The organism is Variovorax sp. 05L425, assembly GCF_056397705.1.
Genome location: NZ_JBFTNY010000019.1, coordinates 1 through 25,971, shown reverse-complemented (window position 1 = coordinate 25,971; position 25,971 = coordinate 1). Strand labels below are relative to the sequence as shown.

General features: G+C 64.0%; 27 protein-coding genes. 10 read left to right on the top strand and 17 right to left on the bottom strand.

Translation table 11 applies throughout. The features are described 5' to 3' along the window. Window position 1: 1 nt before the first annotated feature. The 10 genes from AC1DN9_RS20935 to AC1DN9_RS20890 all read right to left on the bottom strand — a co-directional run bounded on the left by AC1DN9_RS20935 (window position 2) and on the right by AC1DN9_RS20890 (window position 9,890). Window positions 2-1,042, bottom strand: a complete 1,041-nt coding sequence (locus tag AC1DN9_RS20935; RefSeq protein WP_478103415.1) for a nitroreductase family protein — start codon at window positions 1,040-1,042, stop codon at window positions 2-4. A 34-nt stretch (window positions 1,043-1,076) separates the two neighbouring features. After that, window positions 1,077-1,937 carry a nitroreductase family protein gene (locus AC1DN9_RS20930; protein ID WP_478103414.1) on the bottom strand — a complete coding sequence of 287 codons (861 nt, stop codon included), beginning with the start codon at window positions 1,935-1,937 and terminating at the stop codon, window positions 1,077-1,079. After that, window positions 1,934-2,806: an McbB family protein gene (locus AC1DN9_RS20925; protein WP_478103412.1), complete on the bottom strand. Its 873-nt coding sequence runs from the start codon at window positions 2,804-2,806 to the stop codon at window positions 1,934-1,936. The genes AC1DN9_RS20930 and AC1DN9_RS20925 overlap by 4 nt, the downstream gene beginning before the upstream one ends. A gap of 904 nt (window positions 2,807-3,710) precedes the next feature. Then, complete coding sequence (locus AC1DN9_RS20920) at window positions 3,711-4,697, bottom strand: hypothetical protein (RefSeq protein ID WP_478103411.1); 987 nt, start codon at window positions 4,695-4,697, stop codon at window positions 3,711-3,713. Window positions 4,698-4,701: 4 nt separating this feature from the next. Then, window positions 4,702-5,367, bottom strand: a complete 666-nt coding sequence (locus tag AC1DN9_RS20915) for an AAA family ATPase (RefSeq protein ID WP_478103410.1) — start codon at window positions 5,365-5,367, stop codon at window positions 4,702-4,704. Window positions 5,368-5,395: 28 nt separating this feature from the next. Further along, on the bottom strand, window positions 5,396-5,674 hold the full coding sequence (gene ftsB / locus AC1DN9_RS20910) for a cell division protein FtsB (protein WP_478103408.1): 279 nt from the start codon (window positions 5,672-5,674) through the stop codon (window positions 5,396-5,398). 18 nt (window positions 5,675-5,692) lie between these two features. Continuing rightward, window positions 5,693-6,976 carry a phosphopyruvate hydratase gene (gene eno, locus AC1DN9_RS20905; RefSeq protein WP_478103407.1) on the bottom strand — a complete coding sequence of 428 codons (1,284 nt, stop codon included), beginning with the start codon at window positions 6,974-6,976 and terminating at the stop codon, window positions 5,693-5,695. Window positions 6,977-6,995: 19 nt separating this feature from the next. Beyond that, window positions 6,996-7,286, bottom strand: coding sequence for a DUF1330 domain-containing protein (locus AC1DN9_RS20900; RefSeq protein WP_478103406.1), 291 nt, complete (start codon window positions 7,284-7,286; stop codon window positions 6,996-6,998). Beyond that, window positions 7,283-8,140 carry a 3-deoxy-8-phosphooctulonate synthase gene (gene kdsA / locus AC1DN9_RS20895; RefSeq protein WP_478103404.1) on the bottom strand — a complete coding sequence of 286 codons (858 nt, stop codon included), beginning with the start codon at window positions 8,138-8,140 and terminating at the stop codon, window positions 7,283-7,285. The genes AC1DN9_RS20900 and kdsA overlap by 4 nt, the downstream gene beginning before the upstream one ends. A 79-nt stretch (window positions 8,141-8,219) precedes the next feature. After that, window positions 8,220-9,890, bottom strand: a complete 1,671-nt coding sequence (locus AC1DN9_RS20890) for a CTP synthase (RefSeq protein WP_478103403.1) — start codon at window positions 9,888-9,890, stop codon at window positions 8,220-8,222. Between the two features lie 73 nt (window positions 9,891-9,963). Here AC1DN9_RS20890 and coaBC point away from each other — a divergent pair, with 73 nt between their 5' ends. The 3 genes from coaBC to AC1DN9_RS20875 all read left to right on the top strand — a co-directional run bounded on the left by coaBC (window position 9,964) and on the right by AC1DN9_RS20875 (window position 12,375). Then, window positions 9,964-11,208, top strand: coding sequence for a bifunctional phosphopantothenoylcysteine decarboxylase/phosphopantothenate--cysteine ligase CoaBC (gene coaBC, locus AC1DN9_RS20885; protein WP_478103402.1), 1,245 nt, complete (start codon window positions 9,964-9,966; stop codon window positions 11,206-11,208). A 28-nt stretch (window positions 11,209-11,236) separates the two neighbouring features. Continuing rightward, the gene (dut, locus tag AC1DN9_RS20880) at window positions 11,237-11,683 is read left to right on the top strand and encodes a dUTP diphosphatase (protein WP_478103400.1); all 447 of its coding nucleotides are present in this window, start codon (window positions 11,237-11,239) and stop codon (window positions 11,681-11,683) included. 200 nt (window positions 11,684-11,883) lie between these two features. Then, window positions 11,884-12,375, top strand: coding sequence for an outer membrane lipoprotein (locus AC1DN9_RS20875; protein ID WP_478103399.1), 492 nt, complete (start codon window positions 11,884-11,886; stop codon window positions 12,373-12,375). 66 nt (window positions 12,376-12,441) lie between these two features. Here the strand turns inward: AC1DN9_RS20875 and AC1DN9_RS20870 are convergent, their stop codons facing one another. Then, entirely contained in the window at window positions 12,442-12,966 is a 525-nt protein-coding gene (locus AC1DN9_RS20870; RefSeq protein ID WP_478103398.1) for an FKBP-type peptidyl-prolyl cis-trans isomerase, read from the bottom strand. A gap of 14 nt (window positions 12,967-12,980) precedes the next feature. On the opposite strand from AC1DN9_RS20870, the gene AC1DN9_RS20865 reads away from it, so the two are divergent. From AC1DN9_RS20865 to AC1DN9_RS20855, 3 genes are all read left to right on the top strand, one after another. Continuing rightward, entirely contained in the window at window positions 12,981-14,120 is a 1,140-nt protein-coding gene (locus tag AC1DN9_RS20865) for a JmjC domain-containing protein (protein WP_478103396.1), read from the top strand. Then, on the top strand, window positions 14,110-14,616 hold the full coding sequence (locus AC1DN9_RS20860) for a hypothetical protein (protein ID WP_478103395.1): 507 nt from the start codon (window positions 14,110-14,112) through the stop codon (window positions 14,614-14,616). The genes AC1DN9_RS20865 and AC1DN9_RS20860 overlap by 11 nt, the downstream gene beginning before the upstream one ends. A gap of 88 nt (window positions 14,617-14,704) precedes the next feature. After that, window positions 14,705-14,983 carry a hypothetical protein gene (locus AC1DN9_RS20855; RefSeq protein WP_478103394.1) on the top strand — a complete coding sequence of 93 codons (279 nt, stop codon included), beginning with the start codon at window positions 14,705-14,707 and terminating at the stop codon, window positions 14,981-14,983. Window positions 14,984-15,038: 55 nt separating this feature from the next. Here the strand turns inward: AC1DN9_RS20855 and AC1DN9_RS20850 are convergent, their stop codons facing one another. From AC1DN9_RS20850 to AC1DN9_RS20825, 6 genes are all read right to left on the bottom strand, one after another. Next, entirely contained in the window at window positions 15,039-15,815 is a 777-nt protein-coding gene (locus tag AC1DN9_RS20850; RefSeq protein ID WP_478103392.1) for an MBL fold metallo-hydrolase, read from the bottom strand. Between the two features lie 12 nt (window positions 15,816-15,827). Then, the gene (gene bamC / locus AC1DN9_RS20845) at window positions 15,828-16,910 is read right to left on the bottom strand and encodes an outer membrane protein assembly factor BamC (RefSeq protein ID WP_478103391.1); all 1,083 of its coding nucleotides are present in this window, start codon (window positions 16,908-16,910) and stop codon (window positions 15,828-15,830) included. Window positions 16,911-17,026: 116 nt separating this feature from the next. Then, window positions 17,027-17,917, bottom strand: coding sequence for a 4-hydroxy-tetrahydrodipicolinate synthase (gene dapA / locus AC1DN9_RS20840; RefSeq protein ID WP_478103389.1), 891 nt, complete (start codon window positions 17,915-17,917; stop codon window positions 17,027-17,029). A gap of 94 nt (window positions 17,918-18,011) precedes the next feature. Next, window positions 18,012-18,530 carry a class I SAM-dependent methyltransferase gene (locus AC1DN9_RS20835; protein WP_478103387.1) on the bottom strand — a complete coding sequence of 173 codons (519 nt, stop codon included), beginning with the start codon at window positions 18,528-18,530 and terminating at the stop codon, window positions 18,012-18,014. A 32-nt stretch (window positions 18,531-18,562) separates the two neighbouring features. Then, a complete protein-coding gene (locus AC1DN9_RS20830; RefSeq protein ID WP_478103386.1) occupies window positions 18,563-18,703 on the bottom strand; it encodes a hypothetical protein in 141 nt (46 codons plus the stop codon). Between the two features lie 7 nt (window positions 18,704-18,710). Then, on the bottom strand, window positions 18,711-19,928 hold the full coding sequence (locus AC1DN9_RS20825; RefSeq protein ID WP_478103384.1) for an MFS transporter: 1,218 nt from the start codon (window positions 19,926-19,928) through the stop codon (window positions 18,711-18,713). A gap of 149 nt (window positions 19,929-20,077) precedes the next feature. Here AC1DN9_RS20825 and AC1DN9_RS20820 point away from each other — a divergent pair, with 149 nt between their 5' ends. The 4 genes from AC1DN9_RS20820 to AC1DN9_RS20805 all read left to right on the top strand — a co-directional run bounded on the left by AC1DN9_RS20820 (window position 20,078) and on the right by AC1DN9_RS20805 (window position 25,693). Continuing rightward, window positions 20,078-22,075: a DNA topoisomerase IV subunit B gene (locus tag AC1DN9_RS20820; RefSeq protein ID WP_478103383.1), complete on the top strand. Its 1,998-nt coding sequence runs from the start codon at window positions 20,078-20,080 to the stop codon at window positions 22,073-22,075. Between the two features lie 76 nt (window positions 22,076-22,151). Further along, the gene (locus AC1DN9_RS20815) at window positions 22,152-23,036 is read left to right on the top strand and encodes a lytic transglycosylase domain-containing protein (RefSeq protein ID WP_478103382.1); all 885 of its coding nucleotides are present in this window, start codon (window positions 22,152-22,154) and stop codon (window positions 23,034-23,036) included. A 74-nt stretch (window positions 23,037-23,110) separates the two neighbouring features. Then, the gene (gene parC, locus AC1DN9_RS20810) at window positions 23,111-25,495 is read left to right on the top strand and encodes a DNA topoisomerase IV subunit A (RefSeq protein WP_478103380.1); all 2,385 of its coding nucleotides are present in this window, start codon (window positions 23,111-23,113) and stop codon (window positions 25,493-25,495) included. 18 nt (window positions 25,496-25,513) lie between these two features. Continuing rightward, window positions 25,514-25,693 (top strand): hypothetical protein, encoded by a 180-nt coding sequence (locus AC1DN9_RS20805; RefSeq protein WP_478103379.1) that lies wholly within the window; start codon window positions 25,514-25,516, stop codon window positions 25,691-25,693. Window positions 25,694-25,971: the final 278 nt, after the last annotated feature.

Below are 25,971 nucleotides of genomic sequence, written 5' to 3'. Positions count from 1 at the left end.
CTCATCCGATGGCGACCATGTACAGTGGCCCCATGCTCGTCGTCTTCTGACCTATCAACGACGCCGCCACGGCGTCATTGAAGGCGGGCGTGATGAAGTTGCTCAGGCCGGCGGCCGTTGCTGCCAGGATGTAGTAGTGCGCAAGCTCCGCTGTGTTAATCAGCAGGTTCCTGTAGGCGCGTGGATGTCGATAGCGCATGTAATAGCGCTGCCAGTGGGCTGCAATCAGGAGGGCGCAGGCACAACCCCGGACCTTGCCTTGCCCGATGCACATTTCGACCAACTTTGATGAGAAATCGCCGTTGGCAATTTGGTGCATGCGGCCTGTCGCTATCTCATATCGGTAGACCCCGGCTTCAATGCCGTCGATCTTGTTGCATATGACATATGTTTCCAGCGCACTGTAGGATGAGCGGTCAAAGAGCGTTTGTTCTGGCCTTGAGGAGTGGGCGATCTCTTCCCGGTTTCGTAGCGACTCCAAATTGCCGGCCTGCAGGATTCGCGCGAGCATCTCGGTCGACATCACATTTGTGGTCCACGCCTCGCCAGAGCGCCTTGACCTCATAACTTGCAAGAGATCCGCACCCCCATGCATCCCGCGCTTGCAGGCAGGAAGTTCGATCCAAACGCCCGTGTCGGACGCCATGGAAGAATCCGGGATCGGATCGTTGCGTGGCTGCTCGCTGGGCGCAATCGACTTGAACTGGGTGGCACCGAAGTCTGCGTAGTCCAATGAACGCGACCTCAAGTGCAGCACGAGGGCGTCGAGCCATCCACGGCGTTGCCAGTGCTCGGCAGCATCCTGCAGCCGGTGGCGATAGTTGTCACTGACAAGGATCTGCGCAGTCACCAATTCCTTCAACAACTCAACGTGACTGGTGCCGTGATCCGTCGAAGCGTCCAGCTTCTCGAGCAACGACTTCTCCTCGATGGGATTCTCCGCGTAGACGATTGCGCGGATGACGTCATGGTCCCGAACTTCAAAGGATTTGCCTTCGAGCAGGAGGTCTAGTTGAGGAGGCTGGGTGAATCGAAGCCTCATGAACGCATTTCTCTTCAACATGATCCTTTCCAAGTCAGTCATCCATGGGGTTCAGCGTAGATGTCGAAGTGGCGCCAAACAACTGAACGGAACAGACCAGCATCTTTCGTGGATTGAACCCAAGGAGGACGGCGAGTTCGCCGTCGGCATATCCCCCGAACAAGCAGTTGCCGTACCCGAAGCGCTGCCCGACGAGCGCCGCTTGCTGCGACATTGCCCCGCATTCGAGGAGGCCAAAGCGATATCCGCGTTCGCCGTACCTCAACGTGCCCAGATCGACGTCGAAGACATAAGCGAGGAGGAATGCGACATCTCGGAAGGCCGCGCCTTCCTCGCTCAATGATTGATCGAAGCATGCGTTTTCAAGGGCCGAGATATCGACACTCAAGAGGGGATAGATTGATCGTTGAAGGAATGCCAAGTGGAGCACCGTACCGCCAGCCCAACGATCACCAATCGGCACAAGCGGAATGACGAGAACGTGAATCGGATAAATGCCGCCCGCCGAAGGTGCGGGCATCCCGAATTCGGTACTTGGTGCGCAGAACGTGTGGTACAGAAAGGGAAACATCTCCTGCTCATTGAGTTGAGGTGACTTCACGAAGGCCCGTTGGGAGCGCCGTCGAAGAAGATCGCCGACCAGCGCTGATTTGTATTCGGGCACTGCAACCGGTGGTTCAGCAGAGAGGATGACCTGGTGCCTCGCTGACAATTGATACACCCTATTCTCAAGATAGGGAGTGCATTCCGTTCCCAGGCGTCCACTTCGGAGAAAGGAAGACTGTCGATGAAAGCGCTCCACGCCGATAGCGGCAGCACTGCTCGCGTTGCTGACAGCAATTCGGCCGCGAAGGGACAGCGGCCCATTTTGGCGTTTGTCGCCGGGGAAACTCATCCGCATTTGTCACAGTCCAGAGTGATGGGAGGTGTTTGCCGATGCAGGTCGAAGCCATCAAGATGGAATTGGGACGACTCTAGAAATAGGCGGGAATGGGTGTGCTCGCGATGGGGGCCGAGAAGCTCGCGCACGCGATTGCGAAGTACACCGAGCGCGATGAGGTGGTCGGTGTCTTTGACCGGATGTTCCAGCCCGTCGATGACGCCAGGCTTCAAATGAAGGTCGCGCAGAACATCGGACCAAGTCGGACTGTATGCACTCCCCTGGTTTCGGACCTGGCTTGCTGCAGCCGACTGGCAGAAATGACAAGGCGTACCGGCGAGCGGGAGATAGGGCGAGTCGATCACCAGCGTGCGTGCAGCGAAGTACGCGGTCATTACTGCCGCATTACGCATCGCTTTCGCACGCGTTTGAACGAGATCGATGAAGTGCGAATCATATGGATCGGCATATACGACTACGAAGTCGCCATCGCAAAACCCTGTGGCATCAAGGCTCGCGCCTGTTTCAAGTCCAGTGAAGTAGGACAGGTCATCTATCAGCGTTCCTAGACCCGGAACATTCTCTCGACGCATCAGCAGACGCAGACGCGAATATCGAGAGAACTTACTGCTGACTTGTCTCAGGACACTGATCTCTATCAGAAAGGCTTCGACCTTAGGGTCGTAGTGACCCGTGTGGCGCGTCAGAATTTGCTGCAGCTTCTCATTTGAAAGGACTGTTCCCCAACCTTGAGCGGCCAACTCTTCGGCCGCACAAAAGACACTTGGGTGGTCGAGGCGAACAAGCCCCTGCCTTGTGGCCAGCAGCCAAATTCCATCGCTGGGCTGAAGACATTGAAATGGGAGAACAAGCAGTGCGAACATTGACAAGTCCGTTCAAATTTACCGCTTAAAGTGGCCGTGCGTTTCGTCGAAGGAGCACACGGCCACTTGGGCTAGACCTCGATCAGTTGTTGCTGGAATCGATCCAGGCGCCTGCGCCGTCGGCGCAACCCTGCATTCGCACAGCTTCGACTTCAAGCTTCGACAAGCGCTTAAGCGCCACGAAGCTTCCGTATGACTCCGACGGGGATTCGAAGTCCTCAGTTGTCTTGTGACGTTGAGTACCAACTGAGTCCGTAGATGCCATCAGCTGGGGACTATTTTCTTTCATAGAAACCTCCTTAAAGTACCGACACATTCATCGGCCAAAGCACTTTACTAAGTGCCAGAAAATTTGTCCAACAAAACGATTGCCGGTTTGCAAAATAGACAAATGTTAATTAATTCAAGAGATTTCGAATGATTGTTTCTAATTGACAATTGTTGGTTAATTGGAAGCACTCTTCACTTGGTTGGCACCTCGAGGTAGAAGCGTTGCGTGATATTTGTCGGCGAAGTGTTCGCGTAAGACATGGCTGGCGTTATCGCCTGCTACCCGATCCTTCTTTCTCGACGTCCTGAAATTGCATCTGCTACACAGGAGTAGAAAATGTGCACCGAGCCTTCAGGCGGGTGTCTACGAGAGCCTCTGGGTGAGATGTGGCTACCGGAGCCAGCGAACTTGCGCCGAGAACCTGTCGGCGAAACCGCGCAGCGCCTGCTATGTAGACGACGGCGAGCGCCTCATGCGGGCATGCACCCACGGTGCTGCAACGGGCACAAACTGACGCACATGCCCAGGCCAATGAAGAGGCCGAATAGCGCGCCGCATGCGAAGCGCACTTTCATTTCGAAGGCATCCGGCTGCTTGTCTGCCGGCATGGAATCCGATTCAGTCTTCGTAGACTCAGGGGCCAAATCGCGCGGGCTCGGTCTCGAACCCGCTGAACCGGATGTCCGGTGCACTCGTGTTGTGGCGCGATGGCACTGTCCGGCCAAAGCGGACCTGCGCCGCTTCGAGTGTGGAGACCGAGGACAAGTCCAGCGTCTCAAGCAGCGAGGCGGGCATGGCCTGCCAACTGATCGCACTCATGTCCGCGTTGTCGGCGGTCACGTACATCGACCGCAGCATTGCGAAAGGCTGGTCGCGCCTGGTCGGCGGCTTGATTGACACATCGAGGGCTGTACGCATGTGGCTGATCTCGGCAACCTTTACGTCCGCGCTGCCGCCGCCGGCGAAACGCACGTGGAAGCGGAGCGGCTGGGTTTTGACGTCGATCGATGCGATGTTCACCACCGGTCGGCCGTCGTGCTCCACCGGCCCCATCAGGAAGGACGACCCGTACACACCGTCGCCGAAACGTGGCAGCGGTAGCGGCTTGAGGCGCCAGTACCCGTCGGCGGGGTAGAGCACCAGCGCCTCCATCGGCTTCTTGCCCTTCGCCTTGGCGAAGATCTGGATCAGGTGGAAGTCGTTGCCCGAACGCGCGCCGACCCTGACCGGAACCCGGTTGGGCCGCCAGAAGGTCGGCAGCGTCATGCCGACGATCGTCCATTGCTTGTCGTCGTGGAGCACGACGCGACGCTGCTTGAAGGCGTATGCCGGGTCCGTGGGGTGGGCGCCGCCGTCGAAGTTGCAGCCCGAGAAGTCGGGTGCGGTGACATCGCCCTTGATCGATTCGATGTAGGCGGGCTGAAGTGCTTCGACGTGGAATCGCCGGATGCCTTCGCCCCGGAGGATCAGGGAGACGTTGTCTTCCTCGGCACAGGCCGTGGGGCGTGTCTGGTTCTCGACGATGACGGTGGCCGGCGCCGCCGAAGCGGTCGCAGAGGAGAAGGCCAGCACGGCAAGGCAGGCCGCAGCGAAGGAGCTGGAGTGGAACGAACTTGCCATCTGTCTAGGGTCGCTTGGCCAGGAGATCGCGAAAAAGGCGGTGCTCGCACACAGGATCGGAGCATTTGTCGCAGGGCCAGAACCACGGCCGCTCGCCGTTGGCCGAGCGACCCGAACTGGAGGAGACGCCGGCCGATTCGGCGCGGGCGTTGATCGCGTTCCATGCACTGGCGAGACGCTCCGGGCCGTGGCCGTGTATCACTGCATACGGCGATCCGGCGCGGGAGAGAGCTGCTCGCACCAAGGCATCGGCGCTTTGCGCCCGCTCGCTCGATGCTGGGTCGGCGCCTTGCGGCAGATCGAGCGCCATCAGCAGCGTGATCGCATAGCCCCGGTGCGCGGCCAATGCCAGTTCATACAGGGAAGTCTCGCCGGAGCCGATTTCGCCTTCGACCGCGGCGATCAGTGCGGTGGTGTCCGCGACGACAACGCCCCGTTCGGCGGCCGATGCGATACGGAGCGTCTGTTCGGCGGCCATCTCGGCCCGCTCGACGGCGTTCAGATCGCGCGCGAGACGCGTTCGCCATTCGCTCAAGACATCCGGCATCAGCTCGGCCGCAATGCTCCGTTGCACGAGGCGCGCGGTGAGCGCATTCGCAAGTTGGGTCTTTCCGGTGCCCTCGGCGCCCAGCACCGCGATGACACAGCCAACGGGGAGAGCGGGCGTCACGTCACGTTCCCGCAAGCGTTGAAGTCATTCAGTGCGTGATCTGCACGAACACTTCGTTGGGCTTGACCATGCCCAGCTCCTGCCGGGCGCGTTCCTCGACCATTTCAAGCCCCTCCTTGAGATCGTTGACCTCGTTGGCCAGCCGCTCGTTGGCCAGCGCGGCACGCGCGTTGGCCTCTTTCTGCTGGGTCAGCTTTTCTTGCAGTTGCGCCACGTCGCGCACGCTGCCGCGCCCGGTCCATAGCTGCCACTGAACAATCAGCAGCAACAGGACCAGGATGATCGGGACGATGACGCGTGAGCGCATGGCGCCTGATCCGCCGGATCAGCGCAGGTTGTAGAAAGCCGAGCGACCCGGGTAAGAAGCAACATCGCCGAGGTCTTCCTCGATGCGCAGGAGTTGGTTGTACTTGGCGATGCGGTCCGAGCGCGACAGCGAGCCCGTCTTGATCTGGCCGGCGTTGGTGCCGACCGCGATGTCCGCGATGGTGCTGTCTTCGGTCTCGCCCGAGCGGTGGCTGATCACGGCGGTGTAGCCCGCGCGCTTGGCCATCTCGATGGCGGCGAAGGTTTCGGTCAGCGTGCCGATCTGGTTGATCTTGATCAGGATCGAGTTGGCGATGCCCTTGTCGATGCCTTCCTGGAGGATCTTCGTGTTGGTCACGAAGAGGTCGTCGCCGACCAGCTGCACGCGCTTGCCAAGGCGCTCGGTCAGGTGCTTCCAGCCGTCCCAGTCGCCTTCGTGCATACCGTCTTCGATGCTGATGATCGGGTACTTGTCGACCCAGCTTGCCAGCATGTCGGTCCAGCTTTCAGCCGTGAGGCTGAGGTTTTCGCCGGAGAGAATGTACTTGCCGTCCTTGTAGAACTCGCTGGCGGCGCAGTCCAGGCCCAGGGCGATCTGTTCACCGGCGGTGTAGCCGGCCTTGTCGATGGCTTCGAGGATGAGCTGGATCGCGGCTTCATGGCTTTCGACGCTGGGCGCGAATCCGCCTTCGTCGCCCACGGCCGTGCTGATGCCGCGGTCGCCGAGGATCTTCTTGAGTGCATGGAACACTTCGGCGCCGTAGCGCACGGCCTCGCGGAAGCTTTTCGCGCCCACGGGGATGATCATGAACTCTTGCAGATCGAGGCTGTTGTTGGCGTGCGCGCCACCGTTGATGACGTTCATCATCGGCACCGGCAGCTGCATGCCGCCCATGCCGCCGAAGTAGCGGTAGAGCGGCAGGCCCGACTCTTCGGCCGCGGCGCGGGCTACGGCCATCGACACGGCCAGCGTTGCGTTCGCACCCAGGCGGCCCTTGTTGTCGGTGCCGTCAAGGTCGTTCAGCGTGCGGTCAAGGAAGGCCTGTTCGCTGGCGTCGAGGCCGAGCACCGATTCGGAAATCTCGGTGTTGATGTTCTCGACGGCCTTGAGCACGCCTTTGCCGAGATAGCGGCTCTTGTCGCCGTCGCGCAGTTCGATCGCTTCACGCGAACCGGTCGATGCGCCTGAAGGCACGGCCGCGCGGCCCATGGTGCCCGATTCGAGCAGCACGTCGCACTCGACGGTGGGGTTGCCGCGGCTGTCGAGGATCTCGCGCCCGACGATGTCTACGATTGCACTCATCTTTTCTCTTTCTCCAGGATCAAATACCTTCGACGACGATCATTCGCATGATCGCGGCGCCCTGGCGCGCGGCGCGCGCCTTGCTGTATTCGGGCGAATCATTGAATTTCTTCGCGACCTCGATGTTCGGAAACTTGAGGATCACGATGCGCTCGGGATGCCAGTCGCCCTCGAGCACCTCGACCTTGCCGCCACGCACGCAGACCTCGGCGCCGTGCGCCTTCATGGCTTCCGAGGACCACTTCTTGTACTCTTCGTACTGCGTCGGATTCGTGACTTGGACGTTGGCGATGATGTAGGCGCTGCTCATGCTTGAAAAGTATCCTCCAGGAATGCGCTCTTCTTGGTGACAGCATCGAGCGCCACCAGCGTTTCAAGCAGCGCCTTCATGTGCTTGAGCGGCACCGCATTGGGTCCGTCGCTCAGCGCCTTGGCCGGGTCCGGATGGGTTTCCATGAACAGGCCGGCGACGCCCACCGCGACCGCGGCGCGCGACAGCACCGGCACCATCTCGCGCTGGCCGCCGGAACTCGTTCCCTGGCCGCCGGGCAACTGCACCGAGTGCGTGGCGTCGAAGACCACCGGTGCGCCGGTCTCGCGCATGATCGCGAGCGAGCGCATGTCGGAGACCAGGTTGTTGTAGCCGAAGCTGGCGCCGCGTTCGCAGGCCATGAAGAGGTCTTCGGGCAGGCCCTTTTCCTTGGCGGCCGCGCGCGCCTTGTCGATCACGTTCTTCATGTCATGCGGCGCGAGGAATTGGCCCTTCTTGATGTTCACCGGCTTGCCCGACTGCGCCGCGGCGCGGATGAAGTCGGTTTGCCGGCACAGGAAGGCGGGGGTCTGGAGAACGTCGACCACTTCGGCAGCGGCGGTGATGTCGTCCTCGGTGTGCACGTCGGTCAGCACCGGCAGGCCCAGTTCGCGCTTGACCTTCGCCAGGATTTCGAGGCCGCGGTCACGGCCAGGACCGCGAAAGCTGGTGCCCGACGACCGGTTGGCCTTGTCGAAGCTGCTCTTGAAGATGAAGGGGATGCCCAGCGACGAGGTGATTTCCTTGAGCGTGCCGGCGGTGTCCATCTGAAGCTGCTCGGACTCGACCACGCACGGACCGGCGATCAGAAAGAAGGGCTTATTGAGCCCAATGTCGAATCCGCAAAGTCTCATAGAACCCCCACGCTTGCCACTTCGTGTGCTGCGCTGCCCCCCGGGGGGGCCTTCGCGCCTTCGGGCGGCCGTGCGGCGCTCATGCCACCACCTTCAAAGCCTTCTTGTCCGCGTTCTGGTGCTCCAGCGCGGCCTTGATGAATGCGTTGAACAACGGATGACCGCCCCAGGGCGTGGACTTGAATTCGGGGTGAAATTGCACGCCCATGAACCACGGATGCACGCCTTGCGGCAATTCGACGATTTCGGTCAGGTGCTCGCGCTGCGTGAGCGCTGAGATCACCAGTCCGGCACGGCGCAGTTCGTCGAGGTAGTTGACGTTGGCTTCGTAGCGATGACGGTGCCGCTCGGTCACCACGTCGCCGTAGATGCTGTGGGCCAAGGTGCCGGGCGCCACGTCGGAGCTTTGCGCGCCGAGGCGCATCGTGCCGCCGAGGTCGGACTTCTCATTGCGGACCTTGACGGTGCCGTCGGAGTCCTTCCATTCCGTGATCAGCGCGATCACGGGGCAGGGCGTCTCCGGTTCGAACTCGGTGCTGTTGGCGTTCTTGAGGCCGGCCACGTTGCGGGCGTACTCGATGGTTGCTACCTGCATGCCGAGGCAGATGCCCAGGTACGGAACCTTGGTTTCGCGGGCGAAACGCGCAGCGGCAATCTTGCCTTCGACGCCGCGCTGGCCGAATCCGCCGGGCACCAGGATCGCGTCGTACTTGGCCAGCCGGGCGACGTCCTGCGGGGTGATGGTCTCCGAGTCGACGTAGTCGATCTTCACGCGGGCATGGTTCTTCATGCCGGCGTGGCGCAGCGCCTCGTTCAGCGATTTGTAGCTGTCGGAGAGGTCGACGTACTTGCCGACCATCGCGATGATGACTTCCTTCTGCGGATGCTCGACTTCGTACACCAGGTCGTCCCAGCGCTTGAGCTTGGCCGGCGGCGTGTTGATGCGCAGCTTGTCGCAGATCAGGCCGTCCAGGCCCTGCTCGTGGAGCATGCGCGGCACCTTGTAGATGGTGTCCACGTCCCACATCGAGATCACGCCCCATTCGGGCACGTTCGAGAAGAGCGAGATCTTGGCGCGCTCGTCGTCCGGAATGGGCCGGTCGGCGCGGCACAGCAGCGCGTCGGCCTGGATGCCGATGGCGCGCAGTTCCTTGGCTGTGTGCTGGGTCGGCTTGGTCTTGAGTTCGCCGGCGGCGGCGATCCAGGGCACATAGCTCAGGTGCACGAAGGCCGAGTTGTTCGGGCCCATGCGCAGGCTCATCTGGCGCACGGCTTCGAGGAAAGGCAGGGATTCGATGTCGCCGACCGTGCCGCCGATTTCGACGATCGCGACGTCGACTTCGTGCGCCGTGCCGATGCCGGCGCCGCGCTTGACGTATTCCTGGATCTCGTTGGTGATGTGCGGAATCACCTGTACCGTCTTGCCGAGGTAGTCGCCGCGGCGCTCCTTTTCGAGCACGGTCTTGTAGATCTGGCCGGTGGTGAAGTTGTTGGCGCGCCGCATGCGCGTCGTGATGAAGCGCTCGTAGTGGCCGAGGTCGAGGTCGGTTTCTGCCCCGTCGTCGGTGACGAACACTTCGCCGTGCTGGAACGGCGACATCGTGCCCGGGTCGACGTTGATGTAGGGGTCGAGCTTGATGAGGGTGACTTGGAGGCCGCGCGATTCAAGCAGCGCGGCGAGCGAGGCGGAGGCGATTCCCTTGCCCAGGGAAGACACCACGCCACCGGTGACGAAGACGAATTTGGTCATGCCAGTTCCGGACGCAGATCCGGGAAGTGGGAAATGGGGATTGTAGAGGACGGCCACCCATTAAACTGCCGCGATGCAACAAGACCTCGCGGGCAAACACATCGTTCTGGGATTGACCGGCGGGATCGCCTGCTACAAGTCGGCCGAACTGTGCCGATTGCTCGTGAAGGCCGGCGCCTCGGTCCAGGTGGTCATGACCGAAGCGGCAACCCAGTTCATCACGCCCGTCACCATGCAGGCGCTGTCGGGGCGTCCGGTCTACATCTCGCAGTGGGATGTGCGCGAGGACAACAACATGCCCCACATCAACCTGAGCCGCGACGCGGACGCCATTGTCCTGGCGCCGGCCAGCGCCGATTTCATCGCGCGGCTGGTGCAGGGGCGCTCCGACGAACTGCTGAGCCTGATGTGCCTCGCGCGTCCCGCCGATCGCGTGCCGCTGCTGATCGCCCCCGCGATGAATCGCGAGATGTGGGGCCATCCGGCAACGCAGCGCAACCTGCGGCAGGTCGATGCCGACGGCGCCCGGGTGCTGGGCGTCGGCAACGGCTGGCAGGCCTGCGGCGAAACCGGCGACGGCCGCATGCTGGAGGCCGAGCAGCTCTTCGAGGAAATCGTCGCGCAGTTCCAGCCCAAGGTGCTGGCGGGCCAGCACGTGGTCGTGACGGCCGGGCCGACCTTCGAGGCGCTCGACCCGATCCGCGGAATCACCAACCATTCGTCCGGCAAGATGGGCTTCGCCATCGCCCGCGCCGCGCGCGAGGCCGGCGCCGAGGTCACGCTGGTGGCCGGCCCGGTGCACCTGCCGACGCCGCGCGGCGTGCAGCGCGTCGACGTGAAGTCCGCGCAGGAGATGCTCGAAGCCACTCTGCGTTCGGTCGCAACCGCATCGGTCTTCGTCGCGACTGCCGCAGTGGCCGACTGGCGCCCGGCGTCGCACAGTGCGCAGAAGATCAAGAAGGACGGCAGCGGCAAACCGCCGGCGCTCCACTTCGTCGAAAACGAGGACATCCTGCTGACGGTCGCGCAGGGCGCGCGGGCAAAGGGCGGGGAATTGTTCTGCGTCGGCTTTGCAGCCGAAAGCGAAAACCTCGTCGAGCATGCGAAGGCCAAGCGAGAGCGCAAGGGCATTCCGCTGCTGGTCGGCAACATCGGCCCGCTGACCTTCGGGCAAGACCACAACAGCCTGCTGCTGGTCGATGCGAACGGCGTCCGCGAACTGCCCCACGCGCCCAAGCTCACGCTGGCGCGCGAACTGATGGCTGAAATCGCCGCGCGGCTGCCGGCTTTTGCCCGCGGCGCGGCCACGAAACAATGAATCCAACGCAATCCCAAAGGCAAATCCAGTGAAAGTCGACGTTCGTATCCTTGATCCCCGCATGCAGGACCAACTGCCGGCGTATGCAACGCCGGGCAGCGCCGGGCTCGACCTGCGGGCCTGCCTCGATGCGCCGATCACCCTGGAGCCGAATGGCTGGCAACTGGTGGGGACGGGCATCGCGATCCATCTCGCCGACCCCGGCTTTGCCGCGCTGATCCTTCCGCGCTCGGGCCTCGGCCACAAGCACGGCATCGTGCTCGGTAATCTGGTCGGCCTGATCGACAGCGACTACCAGGGCGAACTGAAGGTCAGCGCCTGGAACCGCAGCGATACGCCCTTCGTGCTGCAACCGATGGAGCGACTGGCCCAGTTGGTGATCGTTCCGGTCGTTCAGGCGCGGTTCAATGTGGTGGGCGAATTCCCGCCCAGCGAGCGCGGCGAAGGTGGCTACGGGTCGACCGGTAAGCATTGATTCGTGTGGCCTCCTGGTCGTTGTAGGCCCGCGCCCGCATTGTCAAGAATGGGTTTCTCACGCGTAAAGACAGGAACCCCGGTACACGCCGCCGCGTCGAAGGTTTCAACATGTGTCCGGTCATCGCGATCGCTGCCCGGGCGTTGAATCATGTGTGGGGCGCACGCCGATGGCGCCGTATTTTGAGGAAGCAATACATCATGAAAATCTCGACCCGTCTCCTGGCCGTCACCGCTTCGGTGTTCGCCATCTCCACCCTGACGGCCTGCGTGGCGCCGCAACCGGTCTATGAAACCGGGCGCTACCCCTATCAACCGCCACAACCGGTCGCCCAAGGACCCTACGTCGAATACGGTCGCGTGGCCAACATCGAAGTGATCCGCAGCCAATCGTCCGGTGCGCCCACTTCGGGTGGCGGCGCGATTGCCGGTGGCGTCGTCGGCGGCGTGCTGGGCAACCAGATCGGCAGCGGAAACGGCCGGGCGGCTGCTACCGCGCTGGGTGTGGTCGGCGGTGCGTTGCTGGGCAACAGCGTTGAGGCCAACAACAACAGACCTCGCGTGTATGAGAGCTACCGGGTGTCGGTCCAGACCGACAACGGCGGCTTCCGCGCTTTCGACGTGCCGTCGCCGGGTGATCTGCGCATCGGCGACCGCGTGCGCATCGACAACGGCCAGATTTCTCGCTACTGAGCGCCGCGGCCAGTTCATGAAAAAGCCGGGCATTGCCCGGCTTTTTCGTGCGCGCTTGGCCAGTCTTCAGTGCAGCAGATCGTTCCCCGGCGCCGTCGTCGGAATCTTGAAAAAGCCGGTACCCGCCGTGCCTCGCCCGACTTCTTCCTCGGTGGCTTCGCGCACCGATTTCACCGTCATGTCCAAGCGGATCGCGATGCCCGCCAGTGGATGATTGCCGTCCAGCACGAGGTGATCCGGATAGATTTCACTCACGGTGTAGAGGACGTCCTTGGGCATGTCGGGATTCACGCCGGCCGGCAACGCCGCACCGTCGAAGGTCATGCCTTCTTCCGTTCCTTCCGGGAAGAGCGTGCGGGGTTCGAGAAACAGCAACTGGTCATTGAAATCGCCGAAGGCCTGTTCGGGCTCCAACTGCAGTTGCACCTGGGCGCCTGGCTCATGGCCGAGCAGCGCGGCTTCGATCGCATCGAAGAGATCGTCACCACCGACCAGGAATTCGACCGGCTCGTCGAGGACGTCCAGCACTTCACCCAACGTGTCTTTCAGCGTCCAGGTCAGACCGACCACGCATTGTTCAGAGATTTCCATACGAGAATTCTCCCATGGAGATTGATCAACCCTTGCCCCTGCTCGGCGGCCTGAGCGCCCAGCAGTTCATGCGCCGTCATTGGCAGAAGAAGCCACTGCTGATCCGGCAAGCAGTGCCCGACATGGTGCCACCGATTGCACGGACGGAGCTGTTCGATTTGGCAGCGCTGGAGGACGTCGAGTCGCGCCTCATTCGCCACGGCAAGTCGGGATGGGCGCTTCGTCATGGTCCCTTTGCACGGCGCGCATTGCCGTCGTTGAAGCAGCCTGCCTGGACCCTGCTGGTGCAGGGTGTCGACCTGCACCACCAAGGTGTGCATGAATTGTTGCAACGGTTCCGATTTGTGCCCGATGCCCGGCTCGACGATCTGATGATCAGCTATGCGAGCGATGGCGGCGGCGTCGGTCCGCATTTCGACAGCTACGACGTGTTTCTCCTGCAGGCGCAGGGTCGCCGCCGCTGGTCGATCGGCCGCCAGCGCGACCTGCGCCTCCAGCCTGATGTCCCGCTGAAGATCCTTGCGCAGTTCGAGCCCGAGCAGACTTTTATCCTCGAGCCGGGCGACATGCTGTATCTGCCGCCACGCTACGCGCACGACGGCGTTGCGGTCGGCGGCGATTGCGTGACCTACTCGATCGGCCTGCGTTCGCCGGCTGCCGCACCCTTGGGAGCGGACCTTCTGGCGCGTATCGCCGAGGCGCAGGCCGACGCCGTTCAGGACGCGGCCGCACAAGCCGCGGTTCACTATCGCGACCCCTCGCAGCCTGCGCTCGCAAATCCTGCGGCGATGCCGGCCGCGCTGCAGGCTTTCGCGCACGAAGCGGTCCTGGCGGTCATGCGCGACGGCGACGTGATCGATCGCGCGCTGGGCGAGTCCATGACAGAGCCCAAGCCGACGGTCTGGTTCGACCAGGGCGAGCCGCCCTCGGACCTGAATGGCATAGCCCTGGATCGCCGCACCCGCATGCTGTACGACGCGCGGCATCTCTACATCAACGGCGAGAGCTTTCGCGCATCCGGCCGCGATGCCAAGCTCATGCGCCGACTGGCGGACCAACGCATGCTCGGCGCCCGCGATCTCGCGACGGCGAGCGACGATGCGCTGGCCCTGTTGAGCGACTGGTGCGAAGCGGGGTGGGCCCATGCCGAATGAAGAGGCGCCAAGCATCGAATTGCCCGAAGGCACGTTCGACGGACGCAATGCGTTCGACCTGCATCTGCGCGCTGCATTCGCCGCGGCAGCGCAGCAGAACTGGCGCGAGTTCGTATGGAGCGATCCTGATTTCGAGGATTGGCCCTTGGGCGAGCGCTCGATCGTCGATGCGCTTCAGGCATGGGCTGGAGCGGGGCGCAGCCTTGTCCTGCTGGCCCGGAACTTCGATGTGTTTCAACGCCAGCACGCACGTTTCGTTCATTGGCGCCGCATGTGGGGCCACATCATCGATTGCCGCGTTTGCGATGGACCCGGCCTTCCGCAGGTGCCGAGCGCCATCTGGACGCCTTCGTGGTTTCTCCATCGGATCGATGTCGAGCACGTACGAGGTGTGTGCGGCCGCAGTCCGGAAGGCCGGCGGGCGATTCGCGAGCGGATCGACGAGTGCCTTCGCCATGCGAAACCCGGGTTCCCGGCGTCCACGCTGGGCTTGTAAGCCAACGCCGCGAATCACGTCCTGAGACACATTCCCGCGGAGGGGCAGGTCTAGAATTTTCGAGACCTTCATCCAAAGGAGCTATGTAATGAAGAAGTCCCTATTGATCGGATCGCTGATTGCTGCCGCCGCACTGACGGCCTGCGGCAAAAAGGAGGAGGCTCCGGCCGAGGTTGCGCCGCCGCCTGCACCGGCGGCTGCCCCCGCGCCTGCGCCAGAACCATCCGCGGCGGCACCCGCTGCGCCTGCTGCCGATGCTGCGTCCACGCCGGCACCTGGTGCTTCTGCTGCGCTCGATGCAGCCAACGCGGCGACCGAAGAAGCCAAGAAAAAGCAGGAAGAGGGAACTCCTCCGGCGAAGCCCTGAGGCTTGCCCGACCCGCAACGCCAAGGCCGCCAGTCGGGCGGCCTTTTTCATGCGTTCACAGGTCCAGCCAGGGCGAGCCTTCAGCTGCGGTGGCTGTCAGCATCTCGTGTTCGCTCGCACCCAGCGCTTCAGCCATCACGCGCCGCACGACGTCAGGCTTGTTGTTCTGTTCGCTCAAGTGCGCGCCCAGCAGATGGCGAAGGCCGGGGTGACACACCGTGCGCGCGATGGCGGCCGCCGCTGTGTTCGACAAATGCCCGTAATTGCCACCGACGCGCAGCTTGAGAAAGGGCGGATACGCGGAGCCGGCCAGCATGTCGCTGTCATGGTTGAACTCGAGCAGAAGGGCGTCGAGATGCATGAGCCGGCCCAACACATGCGGCGTCGCATGACCCAAGTCGGTCAGGATGCCGAGGCTGCGTGCGCCATCGGTGCAACGCAGTTGCAGCGGTTCGCGCGCATCGTGCGGGACCGTAAAAGGCTGCACGAGCAGATCGCCGACCTCGATGTCGAGGCCGTCGCGCGCAAGGTTCAGACGGCCTTCGAAATCGCGTCCGCCGGTCGCCAGCCACGTCCCTTCGCTCATCCACACCGGAATACGCTCGCGGCGTGAAAGCGCGTACGTGCAGCCGATGTGATCGCCATGCTCGTGCGTGACGAAGATCGCGTCGATGTCGCCGGCAGCGAGGCCGGCGCGCGCAAGACGTGCGTCGAGATGACGCAGCGTAAAGCCGCAGTCGACCAGGAGCCGTGAAGTTCGGCCACCGCTGGTCGCTTCGACCAGCGTGGCATTGCCGGTGCTGCCGCTGCCCAGGCTGCGGAAGCGGAGCATGCAGGCCTGGCTTTACTTCAGGTCGTCGGCGATGACCTGGACGATGCGCTGCGCGTTGGACGTGCTGTCCGGTGCGCCGGCGCCATCCAGTACCGACACCGTGCTCGTATCGCCCTGGCTCTTGACCAGGATGCGGAACTTGAGCGGCGCCTCGGCCTTGCCGGAGCCGAAGGTGAACAGCTTGCCGAAGAAGCCCGGTTGGTCCTTGTCGGATTTCGGCGGCACGTAGCGGACGAAGTAGGTGCCGGCGCTGCGGTCGCGGTCTTCCACGGTGAAGCCGGTGCGGTCGAGTGCCAGGCCCACGCGTCGCCATGCGCGCTCGAAACCTTCGTTGATCTGCAACACTGGCTGGCCACCGACGTTCGAGACGCGGGCGGTTTGTGCGGGCGCCACGGTCGCGGCAAGGATCTTCGACTGCTCTTGCGACACGCCGAGCTTCACCATCAGGCGGCGAAGGAATTCGGCTTCGAGCTCAGGATCGCTGGGGCGGGGCTGCCACACCGTCTGGTCCTTGGTGTTGGTGCTGTAGACCTCCTGCATGCCGCGATGGCTGATGAAGATCTCGGTGCCGGTCGGCGTGCGTTCCATGCGCGTGCGGAAGCGGTCGAGTTCGCCGGTCGAATAGACCGAATCCATGAACTTGCCGATCGTGCCGCGGATGATGTCCTGCGGCAGCTTCGCGCGGTTCTCGGCCCAGTCCGTTTCCATGATGCCGAGGTTGCGTTGTTCGGTGGTGAGCAGGAAGCCGCTCTCCTGCCAGAAGTCCTTGACCGGATCCCAGAGCTGGTCTGCGGGGCGGTTGACCACCAGCCAGCGCTGCGAACCCGAGCGCTCCATGCGAACGTCGCCCACCGAATTGACGGCGGTCGGAAGTCCGGGCGCATTGGCCAGGCCTGCCTGGTAGGTGTTGGCCGTGACGGCGCCACCAGGGACCACATAGCGGTTGTCGCGCGACAACTGCGTCAGGTCAGGAGGCACTTCGAGCGTGGGCGCCTTGCCGGCGCTCTTGTAGTCGATCTTGTCGCTTTCGAGGGCTGAGCAAGCGGCAAGACTGGTGACCAGCGCCAGCAGTGCGAATCGCGAAATGGTGTTCAACGTCGTCTTCCTTCTAGGAATGTTTAGCTCAATCGATGGGCCGCAGCGCCCGCAGTTTCAGAGCGCAGTCCGGGCAAAAGGTTGCCGGCGTTCGCGAACGGCGCAGTAAAGATGGGTCAATCCTTGAGGAGGCCGCTGGCGCGAAGCGCGGCCTCGACAACCGGCCGGCCGGCCTCGGCAAGTTCGGTCAGGGGCAGGCGCAACGCACCGCCGCACAGACCCAGCCGCGCCATGGCCCACTTGACCGGAATCGGATTGGGTTCGACGAAGAGATGGCGATGCAGCGGCATCAGCTCGAACTGGATCTGCATCGCGCGCTTCACGTCGCCGGCGATCGCGGCCATGCAAAGCTCGTGCATCTTGCGGGGCGCCACGTTGGCCGTGACGCTGATGTTGCCCTGGCCGCCGCACAGCATCAGCGCGACGGCGGTGGGGTCGTCGCCGGAATACACGGCGAAGTTCTTGGGCACCTCGCGGATGAGCCATTGGGCGCGCTCGATGTTGCCCGTGGCTTCCTTGATGCCGATGATGCCGGGCACCTGCGCGAGGCGCAGCACGGTGTCGTGCGCCATATCGGCGACGGTGCGACCGGGCACGTTGTAGAGCACCGTGGGAAGGTCACCGACCGCTTCGGCGATCGCCTTGAAGTGCTGGTACTGGCCTTCCTGCGTCGGCTTGTTGTAGTAGGGGACCACCTGGAGCTGGCTGTCGGCGCCGACGCCCTTGGCGAACCTGGCGAGTTCGATCGCTTCCTTCGTGGAATTGGCGCCGCAGCCGGCCATCACCGGAACGCGCCCGCGGGCCTGTTCGACCGAGACGCGGATGATCTCGCAGTGTTCCTCGACGTCGACCGTCGGCGACTCGCCCGTGGTACCGACCACGCCGAGACAGTCGGTGCCTTCGTCGATGTGCCAGTCGATCAGTCGGCGCAGGGCGGGATAGTCGACGCTGCCGTCGTCAAGCATCGGCGTGACCAGTGCGACGATGCTGCCTGTCAGTTGCTCCAAGGGAAATCTCTTTGTCGGTTGGACGAAAAGAGAGCATTCTACTGATCCGCCGCCCCGTCCGGCTCAGGGCGGGCCCGCGGCGAACAGCGGGAGGCTAGGGTTCCCGGAGCAGATGGCGTGCCGGTGCGCCAGGCGAGATCGGCCCGGGACGGACGGCCGCGATGCGCTGGACAAAGCGGTCAGGCGCGGCCTGGAAGCCGTTTTCGTAGGCGATCACCTGCAAATCGGCGCACGCGGCCAGCAATTCGCCGTGGCGCAGCAGGAAGTCGGGCCGGGACGGTTTGCCGACAGTCTCGTTGCCTTCCGCGAAGGTTTCATACAGCAGGACGCCGCCCGGTGCGACGGCTGCGACGATGTCGGGCAGCAGCGGACGCCAGAGATAGTTGGTGACGACGACGCCGCCGAATATCTGGCCCGTGAAAGGCCAGGGACCGTCTTCGATGTCGGCCTGCAGCACCCGGCCATACGGCGCTGCCGCCTCGATGGCTTCCGGCGATCGATCCACGCCTGTGGCCGCGTGACCGCGCCCGGCGAACCAGCACATGTGCCGGCCCGAGCCGCAGGCGACGTCCAGCACCGTGGCGCCCGGCGCCAGGAGGTGGGACCAGCGCACGATCCAGGGCGATGGGGCGAGCGAGTCGTGGTTCAAAAGCAGGCCCAGAGCTGGTCGATCAACGTGACAAGGAATGCGGGGCGCGTATAGAGCGCGAACACGCCCGCCAGCGCGATCACTGCCGCTGTCAGCCAGCCGACGTACACGAGGCGATGAAGAATCGGTCCCTGCATGGCTCGCTCAGGCCGGTTGCGCCGCAGGACGCACGATGGCGCCTTCCTTGACCGGCAGGTTGATCAGCGCCGCGCACACGCCCAGCGCGATCGCGATGTACCACACGAGGTCATAGCTCCCGGTGCGGTCGTAGAGATAGCCGCCGAGCCAGACGCCCAGGAAGGAGCCTACCTGGTGGCTGAAGAACACGATGCCGCCCAGCATCGAAAGGTGAGCCACGCCGAAAATCTGCGCCACGATACCGCTCGTGAGCGGCACCGTCGACAGCCAGAGGAAGCCCATCACGCTCGCGAAGACGTACACCGTCAGGGGCGAGATGGGAACGATCAGGAACAGGGCGATCGCCACTGCCCGGCTGATATAGATGGCTGCCAGCAGCTTGCGCTTGGCCAGCCTCGCGCCGAGCGAACCGGCGATGTACGTGCCGAAGACGTTGAAAAGGCCGATCAGCGCGAGCGCATAGCTGGCCACCTCCGGCGACAGGCCCTTGTCCCGCAGGTAGCTCGGCATGTGCACGCCGATGAACACCACCTGAAAGCCGCAGACGAAATAGCCGGCCGTCAGCAGCATGAAGCTCGGGTAGTTGAAGGCTTCGCGAATCGCCTGGCCGATCGTCTGGCTGCGGCGCACGGAGGTCGCCGCCACGCGCGGCTCGCGCAGCCCGAAGGCCAGCGGCACGATCGTCAGCACCATGAGCGCGAGCACCACCAGTGCCGTCTGCCAGCCGAGGCGGGCGATCAATTGCCCTTCGACCGGAACCATGAGGAATTGCCCGAAGGAGCCGGCCGCCGCCGCCACGCCCATCGCCCACGAGCGCCGCTCGGGCGCGATCTGCCGTCCGATCACGCCGTAGATCACCGCATAGGTCGTGCCGGCCTGCGCCGCCCCGATCAGGACGCCCGCCGTCAGCGCAAACACGAAGGGGGTGGGGGAGAAGGCCATGCCGATCAGGCCCAGCGCATACAACACGGCGCCAGCCAGAAGCACGCGGAACGCACCGAGCTTGTCGGCCAGCATGCCGGCGAACACGCCGATCACGCCCCAGGAGAGGTTCTGGATCGCAATGGCGAGAGAGAAGGCCTGCCGCGACCAGCCCTGTTCCTGGGTGATCGGCTGCAGCCAGAGCCCGAAGCCGTGGCGGATGCCCATCGACATCGTGACGATCAAGGCGCCGCAGATGAGGACCTGCTTGAGGCTGAGAGGCTGGCTGGGAGAGGAGGTCATTCCGGGCAATGTACCCAAAAGGCGGATCTGGCGCTGCCCGGTGCGCATGGCGATTGATGCAATTTCGGAATCGATTTGATGACATGCGCGAAGGTCCACCGGAGCGGCCTGCCGGGCCGTGTCATCGGGGAGCCCTAGAATCCCGCGCCATGGCAAGCAAGGAACCAGGCAGTTACGGCGAGGCGTCAATTCGCGTCCTCAAGGGGCTCGAGCCCGTCAAGCAGCGGCCGGGCATGTACACCCGCACCGACAACCCGCTGCACATCATTCAGGAAGTACTGGACAACGCCGCCGACGAGGCGCTCGCCGGCTACGGCAAGAAGATCAAGGTCGTGTTGCACGGCGACGGCTCGGTCAGCGTCGAGGACGACGGTCGCGGCATTCCGTTCGGCCTGCATCCGGAAGAAAAGGCGCCCGTGGTCGAACTGGTGTTCACGCGCCTGCACGCCGGGGGCAAGTTCGACAAGGGCTCCGGCGGCGCCTACAGCTTCTCGGGCGGCCTTCACGGCGTGGGTGTGTCCGTGACGAACGCGCTTTCGAAGCGTCTGGAAGTCACGTCGTACCGCGAGGGCTCGGTCGCGCAGATCGCCTTTGCCGCCGGCGACGTCATCGAGAAGCTCAAGGTGCGCCCGCAGGAAGGCGCCGCTGCCTCCAACGGCGACGGTCCGCGTGACCGCAAGCAAGGCACCACGGTGCGCGCGTGGCCTGACGCCAAGTATTTCGAATCGCCAGCGTTGCCGATTCACGAACTCACCCACCTGCTGCGCAGCAAGGCCGTGCTGATGCCCGGCGTCACGGTCACGCTCGTGGTCGAAAAGACCAAGGAGACCCAGACCTGGCTCTACAAGGGCGGCCTGCGCGACTACCTGATGCAGACGCTCAACGGCGATCCGGTGATCCCGCTCTTCGAAGGCGCGGGCCATGCCGACAAGAACGCCGACAACTTCGCCGAAGGCGAGGGCGCCGAGTGGTGCGTCGCCTTCACCGAAGACGGCCAGCCGGTGCGCGAGAGCTACGTCAACCTGATCCCGACCAGCGCCGGCGGCACGCACGAAAGCGGCCTGCGCGACGGGTTGTTCAACGCCGTCAAGAGCTTCATCGAACTGCATTCGCTGCTGCCCAAGGGCGTGAAGCTGTTGCCCGAAGATGTCTTCGCGCGCGCCTCGTACGTGCTTTCGGCCAAGGTGCTCGATCCGCAGTTCCAGGGCCAGATCAAGGAGCGGCTCAATTCGCGCGACGCGGTGCGACTGGTGTCCAGCTTCGTGCGCCCGGCGCTGGAGCTGTGGCTCAACCAGCATGTCGACTACGGCCGAAAACTCGCCGAACTGGCCATCAAGGCGGCGCAGACGCGCCAGAGGGCCGGCCAGAAGGTCGAGAAGCGCAAGGGCTCCGGCGTGGCCGTGTTGCCCGGCAAGCTGACGGATTGCGAGAGCAAGGACATCGCCCACAACGAAGTCTTCCTGGTGGAGGGCGATTCCGCCGGCGGCAGCGCCAAGATGGGCCGCGACAAGGAAAGCCAGGCCATCCTGCCGTTGCGCGGCAAGGTGCTCAACACCTGGGAAGTGGAGCGTGACCGGCTGTTCGCCAACACTGAAATCCACGACATCTCGGTCGCGGTCGGCGTCGACCCGCACGGGCCGGACGACACGCCCGACATGTCGGGGCTGCGCTACGGCAAGATTTGCATCCTGAGTGATGCGGACGTCGACGGCTCGCACATCCAGGTGCTGTTGCTGACGCTGTTCTTCCGGCACTTTCCAAAGCTCATCGACACCGGGCACGTGTATGTCGCCAAGCCGCCGCTTTTCCGCGTCGATGCGCCAGCGCGGGGCAAGAAGCCGGCATCGAAGGTGTATGCCCTCGACGAGGGTGAGCTGACCGCGATCCTCGACAAACTGCGCAAGGACGGCGTGCGCGAAGGTGCGTGGAGCATCAGCCGCTTCAAGGGCCTCGGCGAAATGAGCGCGGAGCAGTTGTGGGAAACGACGCTCAACCCCGACACGCGGCGCCTGCTGCAGGTCCGCCTTGGCCGTTTCGACGTGCAGGGGACGCAGGGCGAGATCACCAAGCTGATGGGCAAGGGCGAGGCTGCGGCACGGCGCGAGTTGATGGAACTGCGCGCCGATGACGTCGAAATCGATGTGTGACCGCACCAAACAATTTGTGACGCTCTGGCGAATGAGCGGGCGTCTCGCACGGGCATAGTGCCGGATGGCGTTTCGGATGCGGTTTCCTGGTGGGTTGGGTGCGGTGCTGTCAGCGTTGATGCTGATGGCCACGGTGCACACGGCACAGGCGGCCGACATCTACGGCTATGTCGATGACAAGGGCGTGGCGCATTTCGCGTCCGAGAAGCTCGATTCGCGCTACCAATTGTTCTTTCGCGGCGGCCAGAGTTTCGATACGGCGAATGGCGTCGGCCTGTGGGGGCGCGCCGGCAAGCACCCGATCGACGGCAAGGTGCCGCGCGCTTCGCAGACGCTGCTGGCAATGTTCGAGTCTTCGCCGGGCTTCAAGCCGGCCCAGGGCGCGATGCGCGAGGCGGCGCGCCGGCATTCGATCGACTACGAACTGCTCCAGGCTCTCATCGCCACCGAATCGGGCTTCGATGCACAGGCCGTGTCGCCCAAGGGAGCGCTCGGGCTCATGCAGGTCATGCCCGCGACGGCGGAGCGCTACGGTGTTTCGAGCGACAAGCGTTCGTCGATCGAGAACAAGCTCTTCGATCCGCGCACCAACATCGCCACCGGCTCGCGCTACCTGCGCGACCTGATCGGCATGTTCCCCGGACAGATCGAACTGGCGCTTGCGGCCTACAACGCAGGCGAGGGCGCGGTCCAGCGCGCCGGCAACAAGATCCCCAACTACCCCGAGACGCAGAACTACGTGACGACCGTGCTGCAGCTCTATGCATATCTCAAGCCCTCGGCGGCGATCGGACGCGGCAGGGCGCCCTCGCGCATTCGCATGGAAATGGATGTTCCGGCGGGCGGCGCTCTCGGTCGTGGCAATATGCCGCCCGACGCACGTGACAGGCCGGTGATGCCGGCTTTGCCCGAGCTGCCTCTGACCGTTCCGGCCGAGCCGGCGGATTCTCCGGTGTCTTGAATTCGCAAGTTTCCACGTCGGGTTGAGCGCGCCAAGGCGAGCCGACCTGCAATCACTTTTCTCTTCATTTCTCCATGGACTCCCAACCGACGCTCGATTTCCAGAGCCCTGAAGACGACAGCGCGTTGACGCTGGCCGACTATGCGCAGACCGCGTACCTCGAATATGCGCTCAGCGTCGTCAAGGGCCGCGCGTTGCCCGATGTCAGCGATGGCCAGAAGCCCGTGCAGCGGCGCATTCTCTATTCGATGTCGCGCATGGGCCTGGGCTTTGGCGGCGCCAACGGCACGGTCGGCGCCAAGCCCGTCAAGAGCGCGCGTGTGGTCGGCGACGTGCTCGGCCGGTTCCATCCGCACAGCGATCAGGCGGCCTACGACGCGCTGGTGCGCATGGCGCAGGATTTCTCGCAGCGCTACCCGCTGGTCGACGGGCAGGGCAATTTCGGTAGCCGCGACGGCGACGGCGCCGCGGCCATGCGCTACACGGAAGCCCGGCTTGCGCGCATCACCAGCCTGCTGCTGGACGAGATCGACGAAGGCACGGTCGACTTCATCCCCAACTACGATGGCTCGACGGAAGAGCCGCGGCTGCTGCCCGCACGGCTGCCTTTCGCGCTGCTCAACGGCGCGAGTGGCATCGCGGTCGGCCTGGCCACCGAGATCCCGAGCCACAACCTGCGCGAGATTGCCGACGCCTGCGTGGCGCTGATCAAGTCCAACGGCAAGCTCAGCGACGAGGAACTGTTCAACTTCGTGCCCGGTCCGGACTATCCGGGCGGCGCGCAGATCATCAGCAGCGCGACCGACATCGCCGAGGCCTATCGCACCGGCCGGGGCTCACTCAAGGTGCGAGCGCGCTGGAAGATTGAAGACCTCGCGCGCGGCCAGTGGCAACTGGTGGTCAATGAATTGCCGCCGGGCGTGAGCACGCAGAAGGTGCTGGAAGAGATCGAGGAGCTCACCAACCCGAAGGTGCGCGCCGGCAAGAAGGCGCTGACCGCCGAGCAGACGCAATTGAAGGCCGCGGTGCTTGCCGTGCTCGACGTCGTGCGCGACGAATCGAGCAAGGACGCGCCGGTGCGGCTGGTGTTCGAGCCCAAGACTTCGCGCATCAGTCAGGACGAATTCATCGGCACGCTGCTGTCGCAGACTTCGCTGGAAAGCTCGTCGCCCATCAACCTCACCATGGTGGGTATCGACGGCAAGCCGACGCAGAAGTCGCTGCGCCAGATGCTCAACGAGTGGATCGCGTTCCGCGAAATCACCGTCGAGAAGCGCTCGCGCCATCGGCTCGGCAAGGTCCAGGACCGCATTCACATCCTCGAAGGCCGGCAGCTGGTGCTGCTGAACATCGACGAGGTGATCGCCATCATCCGCGCGGCCGAAGAGCCGAAGGCCGCGCTGATCGCGCGCTTCAACCTGAGCGACCGGCAGGCCGAGGACATCCTCGAAATCCGGCTGCGTCAACTCGCGCGGCTGGAAGCCATCAAGATCGAGCAGGAGTTGAAAGGCCTGCGCGAAGACCAGAAGAAGCTCGAAGAGATCCTCGGCAGCCCGGCCGCATTGCGCCGGCTGCTGGTGAAGGAAATCGAGACCGACGCCAAGAGCTTCGAAGATCCGCGTCGCACGCTGATCCAGGCCGAGAAGCGTGCTGTCGCGGAGGTGCGCGTGGTCGACGAACCCGTCACGGTCATCGTGTCGCAGAAGGGCTGGGTCCGCACGCAGAAGGGCTGGGCCAGCGAGCGCGCGGCGGGCGCGGGCGCGCCGGAATACAGCTTCAAGTCGGGCGACGCGCTGTACGGCGCCTTCGAGTGCCGCACGGTCGACACGTTGCTCGTCTTCGGCACCGCCAAGGACAAGAGTGTGCGGGTCTACAGCGTGCCGGTGGCTTCGCTGCCGGGTGGACGGGGCGACGGCCAGCCGGTCACGACGCTGATCGATCTCGAGAGCGGTACGCACGTGGCGCATTACTTCGCGGGGCCGCTGGGTGCCAATCTGCTGCTGTCGAGCACCGGCGGCTACGGTTTCATCGCGGCGGTCGAGAACATGATCTCGCGCCAGCGCGGCGGCAAGGCCTTCGTCGATGTGGGCGAAGGCGAGCAGTTGTGCCAGCCCTCGCTCGTGGGTGGCGCCGGGGGTGCCGAGCCGATGCCGGCGGCCACGCATGTGGCCTGCGCGTCGACCGGCGGACGCATCCTGACCTTCGAGATCGCCGAACTCAAGGCGCTGCCGAAGGGCGGACGCGGACTCACGCTGATCGACCTCGAAGCCAAGGACACGCTCGCAGGCGCGGCCGCCTACACGCGCAGCGTGAAGATCGAAGGCATCGGTCGCGGCGCCAAGGACCGCGAGGAGACGCTGGAAATTCGCACGCTCAACAACGCGCGCGCCGCTCGCGCACGCAAGGGCAAGGCGGCCGATCTCGGCTTCAAGCCCACGAGCATCGTGCGCGTCCAGTAACGCAACGGGTACGCACAGATGGAAGCAGCCGGCGTCATCGGTCTCTTCATTGCCGTGGCGAGCGGCTTCGCGAGCTTCCTGTTCGGTCGCTGGCTGTCGCGCAAGCGGCGCGAGAAAAAGGCGGCGAAGGCGCGCGCGGCTGAAGAGGCACTGCAGAGCCGCCAGGTGCGGCGTGCCCGCGAACGGCAGCGCCGCTGAGGCCATCGAAGCGCTGCTAGGGCCTGTTCACACTACTTCCGGGGATCGCGTTGCCGTGCAAAGGGGCTGGATGCAAGGCGCCCGCGCGCAGCAAGGCTGTGGCCTTGCAAGCGWGGGCAACGCCGCAGACGGCCCCTTTGCACGGCAACCCGAAGGGAAGGTATGCCAGGACGGGCCACTCGGCGTTGCGCTCCTTGCATGTGCCAACGCACATGCGGCGTCGCGCGCCTTGATTGGCCCGTCCTGGCATACCTTCGCGACCCCGGAAGTAGTGTGAA